This window comes from Salmonella sp. SAL00670 (assembly GCF_046552235.1).
GTDB lineage: Bacteria > Pseudomonadota > Gammaproteobacteria > Enterobacterales > Enterobacteriaceae > Salmonella > Salmonella enterica.
On the sequence record NZ_JBGDUO010000001.1, the window covers coordinates 1,009,855 to 1,022,217 of the forward strand.

Annotated in this window: 11 protein-coding genes; 8 read left to right on the top strand and 3 right to left on the bottom strand. The window is 54.3% G+C overall.

All coding sequences use genetic code 11. The annotated features are described in order from the left end of the window. The first annotated feature begins 68 nt into the window (after window positions 1-68). The 5 genes from appC to ACLJRS_RS05050 all read left to right on the top strand — a co-directional run bounded on the left by appC (window position 69) and on the right by ACLJRS_RS05050 (window position 6,458). The gene (appC, locus tag ACLJRS_RS05030) at window positions 69-1,613 is read left to right on the top strand and encodes a cytochrome bd-II oxidase subunit 1 (RefSeq protein WP_000263613.1); all 1,545 of its coding nucleotides are present in this window, start codon (window positions 69-71) and stop codon (window positions 1,611-1,613) included. Between the two features lie 11 nt (window positions 1,614-1,624). Next, window positions 1,625-2,761 carry a cytochrome d ubiquinol oxidase subunit II gene (gene appB, locus ACLJRS_RS05035; RefSeq protein ID WP_000888110.1) on the top strand — a complete coding sequence of 379 codons (1,137 nt, stop codon included), beginning with the start codon at window positions 1,625-1,627 and terminating at the stop codon, window positions 2,759-2,761. Between the two features lie 12 nt (window positions 2,762-2,773). Next, window positions 2,774-2,863: a cytochrome bd-II oxidase subunit CbdX gene (gene cbdX / locus ACLJRS_RS05040; RefSeq protein WP_000270301.1), complete on the top strand. Its 90-nt coding sequence runs from the start codon at window positions 2,774-2,776 to the stop codon at window positions 2,861-2,863. A 394-nt stretch (window positions 2,864-3,257) separates the two neighbouring features. After that, entirely contained in the window at window positions 3,258-4,532 is a 1,275-nt protein-coding gene (locus ACLJRS_RS05045; protein WP_001526439.1) for a Glu/Leu/Phe/Val family dehydrogenase, read from the top strand. A 213-nt stretch (window positions 4,533-4,745) separates the two neighbouring features. Further along, window positions 4,746-6,458: an alpha,alpha-trehalase gene (locus ACLJRS_RS05050; protein WP_000612815.1), complete on the top strand. Its 1,713-nt coding sequence runs from the start codon at window positions 4,746-4,748 to the stop codon at window positions 6,456-6,458. Window positions 6,459-6,520: 62 nt separating this feature from the next. Here the strand turns inward: ACLJRS_RS05050 and ACLJRS_RS05055 are convergent, their stop codons facing one another. After that, complete coding sequence (locus tag ACLJRS_RS05055) at window positions 6,521-6,775, bottom strand: GlsB/YeaQ/YmgE family stress response membrane protein (protein ID WP_000511320.1); 255 nt, start codon at window positions 6,773-6,775, stop codon at window positions 6,521-6,523. 168 nt (window positions 6,776-6,943) lie between these two features. Here ACLJRS_RS05055 and ycgR point away from each other — a divergent pair, with 168 nt between their 5' ends. Then, window positions 6,944-7,678: a flagellar brake protein YcgR gene (gene ycgR / locus ACLJRS_RS05060; RefSeq protein ID WP_000017424.1), complete on the top strand. Its 735-nt coding sequence runs from the start codon at window positions 6,944-6,946 to the stop codon at window positions 7,676-7,678. Between the two features lie 13 nt (window positions 7,679-7,691). On the opposite strand, the gene emtA is transcribed toward ycgR, so the two are convergent. Beyond that, a complete protein-coding gene (emtA, locus tag ACLJRS_RS05065; protein WP_000776974.1) occupies window positions 7,692-8,303 on the bottom strand; it encodes a membrane-bound lytic murein transglycosylase EmtA in 612 nt (203 codons plus the stop codon). Window positions 8,304-8,473: 170 nt separating this feature from the next. On the opposite strand from emtA, the gene ldcA reads away from it, so the two are divergent. Beyond that, window positions 8,474-9,388: a muramoyltetrapeptide carboxypeptidase gene (gene ldcA, locus ACLJRS_RS05070; RefSeq protein WP_000051620.1), complete on the top strand. Its 915-nt coding sequence runs from the start codon at window positions 8,474-8,476 to the stop codon at window positions 9,386-9,388. A gap of 96 nt (window positions 9,389-9,484) precedes the next feature. Continuing rightward, the gene (locus ACLJRS_RS05075) at window positions 9,485-11,218 is read left to right on the top strand and encodes a potassium/proton antiporter (RefSeq protein WP_094882132.1); all 1,734 of its coding nucleotides are present in this window, start codon (window positions 9,485-9,487) and stop codon (window positions 11,216-11,218) included. 62 nt (window positions 11,219-11,280) lie between these two features. On the opposite strand, the gene dadX is transcribed toward ACLJRS_RS05075, so the two are convergent. Beyond that, window positions 11,281-12,351, bottom strand: coding sequence for a catabolic alanine racemase DadX (dadX, locus tag ACLJRS_RS05080; RefSeq protein WP_000197898.1), 1,071 nt, complete (start codon window positions 12,349-12,351; stop codon window positions 11,281-11,283). Window positions 12,352-12,363 lie beyond the last annotated feature (12 nt).

Sequence of the window (12,363 nt, forward strand, 5' to 3'; positions counted from 1 at the left end):
CAACAGGAACGTCACCGGTGTCCGGTACTGATTAGCTTTTTACTCTCTTTCTGCCTACAGGAGTTAGCATGTGGGATGTCATTGACTTATCGCGCTGGCAGTTTGCGCTGACCGCGCTGTATCACTTTTTATTTGTTCCTCTTACGCTTGGGCTGATTTTTTTGCTGGCCGTCATGGAGACGATCTATGTGGTGACGGGGAAAACCGTCTACCGCGATATGACGCGTTTCTGGGGCAAGCTCTTCGGGATCAATTTTGCTCTCGGTGTGGCTACCGGCCTGACCATGGAGTTTCAGTTCGGGACTAACTGGTCGCTCTATTCGAACTATGTGGGCGATATTTTCGGCGCGCCGCTGGCGATGGAAGCGTTACTGGCCTTCTTTCTCGAATCCACTTTTGTCGGCCTGTTCTTTTTTGGCTGGCAGCGGCTGAATAAATACCAACACCTGCTGGTCACCTGGCTGGTGGCCTTCGGCTCCAATATTTCAGCATTATGGATTCTGAATGCCAATGGCTGGATGCAGTATCCTACCGGCGCTCATTTCAACATCGATACGTTACGGATGGAAATGAGCAGCTTCAGCGATCTGGTCTTTAACCCGGTGAGCCAGGTGAAATTCGTCCATACCGTCATGTCCGGTTATGTCACCGGCGCCATGTTTATTATGTCCATCAGCGCCTGGTATCTGCTACGTGGCCGCGAGCGTGAGGTGGCCTTGCGCTCGTTTGCTATCGGCTCAGTATTCGGCACCCTGGCCATTCTGGGAACCCTGCAACTGGGGGACAGTTCGGCCTACGAAGTCGCCCAAATTCAGCCGGTGAAACTGGCGGCGATGGAAGGCGAATGGCAAACCGAACCCGCGCCCGCGCCGTTTCATCTGATTGCCTGGCCGCAGCAGGAACAGGAGCGTAATGCATTTGCCGTGAAGATCCCTGCTCTGCTGGGTATTCTGGCCACCCATTCGCTGGATACGCCGGTTCCGGGGTTAAAAAACCTGATGGACGACGCTCTGCCTCGCCTGAAGCGTGGCCGGGAGGCCTGGTTACTCATGCAGGAGATAGCGCAAGGCAATCGCTCGCCGCAGGTACTGAATGCGTTTCACGCCGTTGAGGGCGATCTGGGGTACGGCATTCTGCTGGCGAAATATGCCCCGGATATGAACCATGTGACGCCGGAGCAGTATCGTGCGGCCCAGCGTGGCGCTATTCCTCAGGTGGCGCCGGTGTTCTGGAGTTTCCGTATTATGGTCGGCTGCGGTTCGCTGCTGTTAGTGGTGATGTTGATTGCGTTGATACAGACGCTGCGAATGCGTATCGACCAGCATCGCTGGGTATTGCGTATGACGCTGTGGAGCCTGCCGTTACCGTGGATTGCCATTGAAGCCGGTTGGTTTATGACGGAGTTTGGCCGTCAGCCCTGGGCGATTCAGGACATTCTGCCGACCTGGTACGCTCACTCCGCGCTGACGCCGGGCCAGTTGGCCTTCTCAATGGGGCTTATCCTCGGACTTTACACCCTGTTTTTAATCGCGGAAGTCTATCTGATGCAGAAGTACGCGCGTCTTGGGCCGAGCGCCATGCAACATCAACAACAAGCGCAACAACAGGGATAAAGGAGACAATCATGTTGGATTATGAAACGTTGCGGTTCATTTGGTGGCTGCTGATCGGCGTCATCCTGGTGGCATTTATGGTAACTGACGGGTTTGATATGGGTGTCGGTTGCCTGCTCCCGCTGATAGCGCGCAACGATGACGAACGCCGGGTATTGATCAATAGCGTGGGCGCCCACTGGGAAGGAAACCAGGTATGGTTGATTCTCGCGGGCGGGGCATTATTCGCCGCCTGGCCACGGGTCTATGCCGCCGCGTTTTCCGGTTTTTATGTGGCGATGATCCTGGTGCTGTGTGCCCTCTTCTTTCGCCCGCTGGCCTTTGATTATCGGGGTAAAATCGCCAATGCCCGCTGGCGCGCGCTGTGGGATACCGGTCTGGTTATCGGCAGCCTGGTTCCCCCCGTTGTATTCGGCATCGCGTTCGGCAACCTGTTTTTAGGCGTGCCGTTTGCCTTCACGCCGCAGCTTCATGTTGACTATTTTGGTACCTTCTGGCAGTTACTCTCGCCCTTTGCGCTACTGTGTGGATTATTGAGTCTGTCGTTGGTGATTATGCAAGGAGGCGTCTGGTTACAGTTGAAAACGGAGGGCGTTATTCGTCAACGGGCTCTGTCGGCCACCCGCCACAGCGCGCTGCTGATCGTGATCTGCTTCCTGCTGGCCGGTTACTGGCTGTGGGCCGGCGTTGATGGCTTTGTCTTACTCACGCAGGATGCCAACGGTCCTTCCAATCCGCTCTTAAAAGGCGTGGCGATACTCCCTGGCGCATGGATGAACCACTTTATACGCTCGCCGCTACTGCTCATCATCCCGTTGCTCGGTATGATCCTGCCGATTCTGGCTTTCTATGCCTGCCTTCGCGGTCAGACTATTCGTGGATTTCTGTTCGCTTCCCTGACCCAGGCCTGCGTCATCTTTACCGCCGGCATAACGCTATTTCCTTTTGTGATGCCGTCGAGTGTTAGTCCTCTCTCCAGCCTGACGGTGTGGGACAGCACCTCCAGCCAGATGACGCTCGAAATCATGCTGGTGATTGTGCTGATTTTTCTGCCGATCGTACTGCTCTATACGCTATGGAGCTATTACAAAATGTTGGGGCGTATCAACCTGGAGACCCTCCGCCGCAACGATCATGAACTTTATTAGGGAGCGGGAGCGATGTGGTATTTACTGTGGTTTGTCGGCATTCTGCTGATGTGCTCACTGTCGACACTGGCGCTGGTATGGCTTGAGTCGCGTCAACAATAAAGAGGTAAACCGGGGTCAGCGCCGTCTGACTCCGGTTATTTTTATCTTTTTACGCGCCTGGTGAAGACGTTTCCCCGCCGACAGGACGACATAACATTGATACATGTCGTTATCATAACGTTTACTTTTAGAGGTGCGTCATAATTATGACAAATAGCCACCTTGCACATATTTCGCATATTTAAGCAATTAATTGCATAATTAGCAATATATCACCTCTTATAGCGGATAGTTAACCACTTCCCATCCAAAATCATAACGAAAATCCAACTGCCTGCCATTTTTGATTTGAGTTAATTGTTTAAAAAAGTGTTAAATTTATCGCTACATGGTGTGATCTACTATGTACCACGGTCAATTAAAGAACATATTACTTTTATCACTAAGGTTTATCATGGATAAGTTATCTTACGCTTCAGATAGCAGCACATCTGCCTGGAATACCTACCTGCAACAAATCGAGCGTGTGGCCCCTTATCTGGGCGAGTTATCCCCCTGGGTGGATACTCTGCGCCACCCAAAACGCGCTCTGATCGTCGATATTCCGGTACAAATGGATGATGGCACTATTCGTCATTTCGAAGGATATCGCGTGCAGCACAACCTCTCCCGAGGTCCGGGTAAAGGCGGTGTTCGCTACCATCCTGACGTTGATCTCAATGAAGTGATGGCCCTGTCAGCATGGATGACCATCAAATGTGCCGCGCTGAATCTGCCGTACGGCGGCGCCAAAGGCGGCATCCGCGTCGATCCGTTCTCGCTGTCGGAAGGTGAACTGGAGCGTTTGACCCGCCGCTATACCAGCGAGATCGGCATTATCATCGGGCCGCAGAAAGATATTCCTGCGCCGGATGTCGGCACCAACGGTAAAGTGATGGCCTGGATGATGGATACGTATTCCATGAATCATGGCACGACGGTCACTGGCGTCGTCACCGGTAAGCCTATCCATCTTGGCGGTTCGCTGGGCCGTGAAAAAGCGACGGGGCGCGGCGTTTTCGTCAGCGGGCTGGAAGCCGCACGTCGGGCGAATATTGCTGTTGAAGGCGCTCGCGTTGCGGTTCAGGGTTTTGGTAACGTCGGCAGCGAAGCCGCGCGTCTGTTTGCAGGCGCTGGCGCCCGTGTCGTGGCGATTCAGGATCATACCGCGACCCTGTTTAACGCCACCGGTATTGACATGAAGGCGCTCACGGCATGGCAGACAGAACACAAACAGATAGCCGGTTTCCCGGGCGCGGAAACTATCGCCAGCGATGCGTTCTGGCGTCTGGAGATGGATATTCTGATCCCGGCGGCGCTTGAAGGCCAGATAACTCGTCAGCGCGCGGAAGCCCTGACGTGTAAGCTGGTGCTGGAAGGGGCTAACGGCCCGACCTATCCGGATGCTGATGATGTTCTGGCCAGCCGTGGTATCCTTGTGGTGCCTGACGTGGTCTGTAACGCAGGCGGCGTAACCGTCAGCTACTTCGAATGGGTACAAGATATGGCCAGCTTCTTCTGGAGCGAAGAAGAGATCAACGCGCGCATGGACAAAATCATGACCGACGCTATCGTCCATGTCTGGGAGAAAGCGGCTGAGAAATCCTGTTCTCTGCGCACCGCAGCCTATATTGTCGCCTGTGAGCGCATTCTGTTGGCCCGTAAAGATCGCGGTATCTATCCGGGTTAAGGCTACAAGTTATTGCGCTAAAATCCACGTCCCGGCGTGGATTTTTTGTCTGTATACCCCGTTTTCCACGCGCGCGCCGATAAATTCTGTCTCAATAAAATGTCTGTTTGTTCGCAAAATAGCGGTTCAATCACGCGTATCTGGTCATCGTAGACTAAGGTTTTGTCATGGTAAATGCCGTTGGCTTTGGCTCACCGCTAAGGAGATAACTTGATGATACCCCCAGAGATTCGCCGTTCTGTTCTACTGCAGAAAGCCATAAAACTGGCGCTGGCAGGGACGCTGCTGACGTTTGCATCGTTTTCGGCGACTGCCGCAGACCCGTCTTCCGACACTGAAACTCCGCAGCCGCCGGATATTTTGCTTGGCCCGCTCTTTAATGATGTCCAGAATGCAAAACTCTTCCCCGATCAGAAAACCTTTGCTGACGCCATACCTAATAGCGATCCGCTCATGATTCTTGCGGATTATCGTATGCAGCGGAACCAGTCCGGCTTCGATTTGCGTCATTTTGTTGATGTTAACTTCACCCTGCCGAAAGCGGGTGAAAAATATGTCCCGCCTGCCGGGCAGTCATTGCGTGAACATATTGATGGCCTGTGGCCGGTGCTGACCCGTTCAACTAAAAACGTCGAAAAGTGGGACTCGCTCTTGCCGTTGCCTGAATCCTATGTCGTACCGGGTGGGCGATTCAGAGAGATTTACTACTGGGACAGCTATTTTACGATGCTGGGGCTGGCAGAGAGCGAGCACTGGGATAAGGTGGCGGATATGGTGGCGAACTTTGGTTACGAAATTGACGCCTGGGGGCATATTCCTAACGGCAACCGTACCTACTATCTGAGTCGTTCGCAGCCGCCTTTCTTTGCGTTTATGGTTGAGTTACTGGCGCAACATGAAGGTGACGATGCGCTGAAAGAATACCTGCCGCAACTGCAAAAAGAGTACGCCTACTGGATGGAAGGCGTTGAGACATTGCAGCCAGGGCAACAAAACCAACGCGTCGTCAAACTGGAGGACGGCAGCGTTCTCAACCGCTACTGGGACGATCGGGATACGCCCCGCCCTGAATCCTGGGTTGAAGATATCGCTACCGCCAAAAGCAACCCCAACCGCCCGGCAACGGAGATCTATCGGGACCTCCGCTCTGCCGCCGCCTCCGGCTGGGATTTCAGTTCCCGCTGGATGGATAATCCGCAGCAGCTCAGTACCATCCGTACCACCACGATTGTCCCTGTCGATCTTAACGCTCTGCTGTATCAGCTGGAGAAAACCCTCGCCCGCGCCAGCGCTGCGGCGGGCGATCGGGCCGAAGCCTCGCAATATGACGCGCTGGCCAACGCGCGGCAAAAAGCCATTGAAATGCATCTGTGGAATAACAAAGAGGGTTGGTATGCCGACTACGATCTGAAGAACAATAAAATCCGTGACCAACTCACCGCTGCCGCACTGTTCCCGCTCTATGTAAACGCCGCCGCGAAAGATCGCGCCGCGAAAGTGGCGGCGGCGGCCCAGGCGCATCTGCTACAGCCTGGCGGGCTGGCTACCACCTCGGTTAAAAGCGGACAGCAGTGGGATGCGCCAAACGGCTGGGCGCCGTTACAATGGGTCGCTGCCGAAGGATTGCAAAATTATGGGCAGGATGACGTGGCAATGGAAGTCACCTGGCGCTTTTTAACCAATGTGCAGCACACCTACGATCGCGAGAAAAAACTGGTCGAAAAATATGACGTCAGCAGTACCGGAACCGGCGGTGGCGGCGGCGAATATCCCCTTCAGGACGGCTTTGGCTGGACCAACGGCGTGACGCTGAAAATGCTCGATCTGATTTGTCCGCAGGAAAAACCGTGTGATAGCGTACCGTCTACTCGTCCGGCCTCGTTAAGCGCAACGCCGACAAAAACGCCGTCTGCAGCGACGCAGTAACGCGTGTTTATAGTAGGTTGACCCGGCGCTGACCGGGTCAACGCTTACACGTTTTGCAGCGGTTAGCCGCGTCGCAGAAGGCGGAAAATCACCAGCACCACGATCGCGCCCACCACGGCGACCAGGAAACTGTGCAGATTGAAGCCGCTGATACTGCCGCCAATACCAAACATCGTCGCCAGCCATCCGCCAACGACCGCCCCGACGATACCGAGAATACAGGTCAGGATAAATCCCCCGCCATCGCGCCCCGGCATAAGCAATTTGGCGATAACGCCGGCAATCAAACCAAAAATAATCCAGGCGATAATTCCCATTTGCAAACCCTCTTTCCAGTAAAAACGTTTTAAGTATAGGCAAAGTCGAGCGTCGCATTTCTGAACACTGATTTATCTCGCGGACATAAAAATTTATTTATCGCTATTAAGTTCTTTCTACTGATGCCGATAACCCAACGATAGTCTGCGTATCAGGGGTTATTTCGTGTGAGTGGTTACAATGAGCAGTTCCTGAAAAAAAATCCATTAGCGATATTAGGCGTGCTACGGGATTTAAATAAAAATCAGGTTCCACTGCGTATTTCATGGGCGCATGGTCAATTCATCAGTAAAATTTTGGCGGTAGACCCGGAAAAACTCATCGTGGATTACGGCAGCCAGGAATATGAAAATAGCGCCGTATTACGTGCCGGGCAGGTAACCATTATCGCAGAAACGCAGGGCGCAAAAGTCGAGTTCACGTTGCCGCAACTCGTTACAGGCGAATATCAGCGGCTGCCGGCCTTTATCACGCCCCTGCCGTCGTCACTGTGGTTTGTCCAGCGCCGGGAGTATTTTCGTATTGGCGCGCCGCTGTATCCGCCTTATTACGGCGTCACCACGCTACCGGACACCCGTACGTTACGTTTTCGCCTGTTTGATCTTTCCCTGGGCGGCATGGGCGCGCTACTGGAATCTGCCATCCCCGACGGACTAATCGAAGGCGCGCGCTTTTCGCAGGTTGAACTGAACATGGGGCCATGGGGGATTTTTCACGTTGACGCCCAGCTTATCGCCATCAGCGAGCGTAAGGTGATTGATGGGAAAAATGAAACGATCACCACTCCCCGCCTGAGCTTTCGTTTCCTTAACGTTAGCCCGGCGGTGGAGCGGGAGTTGCAGCGGATTATTTTTTCGCTTGAGCGCGACGCCCGAGAAAGAGCGAATAAAGTGCGAGAATAATCTTCACGCTAAACTACATGGCGTCCAGCGCCTGCTGAAGCTTCCAGATATAGCGCGGCGCCTGCGGCGCGGGATGATTATCAACAACATGCTCAAAAAACTCGTCAGCATCCAGATCGTTAATTTTTTCTATCGCCTTCTTCCTGTCGGATGAAAAAGTACGCAATAACGCGCCTGCGCCGTTAGCATAAGAGACGACCAGCGCATATTGCATCACCTGCGGATCTTTGATGCCGGCCAGCGGCCCATTTTCCAGAATGCTCAGATACGCCGCGCCCATTGAGATGTTACGCTCAGGGTTTTTCAGCTCGCTGGTGGTCGGTTCGCCACGCCAGCCCATACGACGGTAAACGTCGCGCCCGGAGGTCGACGCCTTTAACTGCATCAGGCCAATCGCATTGGACTTACTAACCGCGTTAGGGTTGCCGCCGGATTCAATGGCGATAATCGCGGTGATTAAATGCGGATCAACCCCCCATGCCGCCCCGGCTTTTTCACTGATGGGCATCCACTGCATCGCACGCTTTACAGGCACTTCGGCATTCCACGGCGGATTCCTGTAATCCTGTTTTGAGCTACAGCCAGCCAGTATTACTACCAAAAAAGCAAACCATCTTAATTTCACGTCATCTATCCTTATAGCCGTAACTTATCTGCCGAAGAGGTCATACCGCCCCGGCCAGGTACTTAGGTTGCCTCCCTGGTGCGCATCCAGAAACGTCGCACAACGAGGGACATCGCCTAATATATGCGGCATGATATACATTTGCATTCTATTGTCAGCAAGGAATTACCATGTCTCTGTTTCATTTAATCGCCCCCTCGGGCTACTGTATTAACCAACAGGCCGCGTTACGCGGCGTTCAGCGCCTGACTGACGCGGGTCATCAGGTGGAGAATGACGAGGTGATTCGCCGCCGCTATCAGCGTTTTGCCGGTACGGACACGGAACGGCTGGCCGATGTTAATTCGCTGGCCTCGCTAACGTCGCCGGATACAATCGTCATGCCGGTTCGCGGCGGCTATGGCGCCAGCCGCTTGTTGGATCGTATCGACTGGCAGGCGCTCGCCTCCCGGCAACAGCGCGATCCCTTACTGATTTGCGGTCATAGCGATTTTACGGCGATTCAGGCTGGACTCCTGGCGCAGGCCAATGTCATCACCTTTAGCGGTCCTATGCTGGCGGCAAATTTTGGCGCCGAAACGCTGAATACGTTCACCGAGCAACATTTCTGGCTGGCGCTACGCAAGGCGCAATTTACCGTAGAGTGGCAAGGTGACGGCCCTCAGTGCGACGTACAAGGCACCTTATGGGGCGGAAATCTGGCGATGTTGATTTCCCTTATCGGTACGCCCTGGATGCCGACTATCGATAAAGGAATTTTAGTGCTGGAAGATGTCAATGAGCATCCTTTCCGGGTGGAGCGTATGCTTTTGCAACTGGAGTACGCCGGAATTTTAAACCGCCAGAGCGCCATCGTTCTCGGCAGCTTTAGCGGCGCGGCGCCCAACGAGTATGACGCCGGTTATTCTCTGGAGAGCGTCTACGCGTTTTTACGTTCCCGTCTGTCCGTTCCGCTGATTACCGGTCTCGACTTCGGGCATGAACAGCGTACGGTGACGCTCCCTATCGGGGCAAACGCGACGCTTAAAAATACGCGCCAGGGGACTCAACTCACTTTATCTGGTCATCCTACGCTGCAATTGTAAAAAAAGTCCCCGACAGGCTAAGTAAAACGCTGCCCTGGCCGTTATTATGTTAATGTTAAATAATACGAAGTCGTGTGAGTCAGGAGATATAAAACGTTGGATGCTGCAACAATTATTAGTCTATTTATTTTAGGTTCCATCCTTGTAACCAGCAGTATCCTGTTAAGTTCATTCTCATCGCGACTGGGCATCCCGATTCTGGTCATTTTCCTCGCCATTGGGATGTTAGCGGGTGTGGATGGCATTGGCGGTATTCCTTTCGATAATTATCCTTTCGCTTATATGGTCAGTAACCTGGCGCTGGCGATTATTTTACTCGATGGCGGAATGCGCACCCAGGCCAGCTCTTTCCGGGTAGCGCTGGGCCCCGCGCTGTCGCTGGCGACGCTCGGCGTACTGATCACGTCGGGGTTAACAGGTATGATGGCCGCCTGGCTGTTTCATCTGGATCTTATCGAAGGTCTGCTCATTGGCGCGATAGTCGGTTCCACTGACGCCGCAGCGGTCTTTTCTCTGCTTGGCGGCAAAGGGCTAAACGAACGTGTAGGCTCCACGCTGGAGATCGAATCGGGAAGTAACGACCCGATGGCCGTTTTTCTGACCATTACATTAATTGAGGTGATCCAGAAACACGAAACCGGTCTGGACTGGATGTTTGCCGTCCATATTATCCAGCAATTCGGTCTCGGTATTGTTTTTGGCCTGGGCGGCGGTTACCTGCTACAGCAGATGATCAACCGTATTTCTCTGCCCAGCGGCCTGTATCCGATGTTGGCGCTCAGCGGCGGTATTCTGATTTTTGCCTTGACGACCGCGCTTGAAGGCAGCGGCATTCTCGCGGTCTATCTGTGCGGATTCCTGTTAGGAAACCGCCCGATTCGCAACCGTTACGGCATCCTGCAAAACTTTGACGGACTGGCCTGGCTGGCGCAGATCGCGATGTTCCTGGTCCTGGGACTGCTGGTGACGCCTTCCGATCTGTGGCCGATTGCCGTCCCTGCGCTTATTCTCTCTATCTGGATGATTTTCTTCGCCCGCCCACTGTCGGTGTTTACCGGCCTGCTGCCATTTCGCGGCTTCAATCTTCGGGAGCGCATTTTCATCAGTTGGGTCGGACTGCGCGGCGCGGTGCCGATTATTCTCGCCGTTTTCCCGATGATGGCCGGGCTTGAAAACGCTCGCCTGTTCTTTAATGTCGCTTTCTTTGTGGTACTGGTGTCGCTGCTCCTGCAGGGAACATCGCTGTCATGGGCGGCGAAAAGAGCCAAAGTGGTCGTGCCTCCGGTTGGCTGGCCAGTATCGCGCGTGGGGCTTGACATCCATCCTGATAATCCGTGGGAGCAATTCATCTATCAGTTGAGCGCCGACAAATGGTGCGTCGGCGCGGCGTTGCGCGACCTGCATATGCCGAACGAAACCCGCATTGCCGCGCTATTTCGCAATAATGAACTGTTTCACCCCACCGGTAGCACTCGCCTGCAGGAAGGCGACGTACTCTGCGTGATTGGCCGGGAGCGCGATCTGCCAGCGCTGGGCAAATTGTTTAGCCAGTCGCCGCCGGTTTCGTTAGATCAGCGTTTCTTTGGCGATTTTATCCTCGAAGCGAACGCGAAATTCGCCGACGTGGCGCTTATCTACGGGCTGGAAGAAGGAACGGAATACCGGGATAAACAACAAACTCTGGGTGAAATCATACAGCAGCTGCTGGGCGCTGCGCCGGTCGTCGGCGATCAGGTGGAGTTTGGCGGCATGATTTGGACGGTAGCTGAAAAAGAAGATAACGTGGTACGCAAGATTGGGGTACGCGTCGCCGAAGACGAAGCAGAATAAGGTCGCCTGGCAACGTCGACCCGCCCCCAGGTGGACCGGTCGACGCCTTAGTCTGAGTTAGGTTACGTTGTCACAAACGGCACGCGCGGCGCTACGGCGCACAGTAGCTCATAGCCCAGCGTGCCTGCCGCAGAGGCGACATCATCGACCTTAATTTCTTTGCCCCATAATTCAACCGGCGTGCCGATTCCCGCCTGCGGACACGGCGTCAAATCCACCGCCAGCATATCCATTGAAACGGTGCCTACTGTTCTGGTACGGATACCGTCCACCAGCACAGGCGTCCCGGTCGGCGCATGGCGTGGATAGCCATCGGCATAACCCGCCGCGACGATGCCAATGCGTTGTTCCTGAGTCACAGAATACCCTCCGCCATAGCCTACCCTTTCACCCGCGTTCAGCGTCTGCACGCCAATAATTTCGCTACTCAGCGTCATCACGGGTTTTAGTCCGGTATCGGCAATATCCCGCCACTGTCCTGACGGCGACGCGCCGTACAAAATAATGCCCGGCCTGACCCAGTCATAATGCGCCTGGGGATGCCACAGCGTCGCTGCCGAATTTGATAACGAGTATGCACACTGCAGGCCTTCCGTCGCCAGCGCAATACGCCTCATTGCCTCCGCGATACCTTCCGGATGATCGGCCTGAGCGAAATGTGACATCAGGGTCATTTCACCGACATTGCGCATTGCCCGCAATTGCTGCCAGACGGTCTGCGCCCGCTCAGGCTGAAAACCGAGTCGGTTCATGCCGCTGTTGACTTTGACATAGATATCCAGCGGCGCGTTAAGCCGCGCATTTTGCAGCGCTTTCAATTGCCAGTTACTGTGGATGCAGGTGGTCAGCCGATAAGTGTCATACGCCTCCAGGTCTTGCGCATGGAAAAACCCCTCCAGCATCAATATCGGCCCTTTCCACCCGCGCTCACGCAGGGTAATCGCCTCTTCAAGGTTGAGCATAGCGAAACCATCTGTGGCGCCCAGCGCGCTCCAGACGCGTTCAATACCGTGGCCGTAGGCGTTGGCTTTCACTACCGACCAGACGCGCGCCTCTGGGGCCGCCCGGCGCACAATAGCCAAATTTTGTTTCATTACCTGTAAATCAAGGCTGGCCTGTATAGGGCGGGTCATTTCACTTCCTTT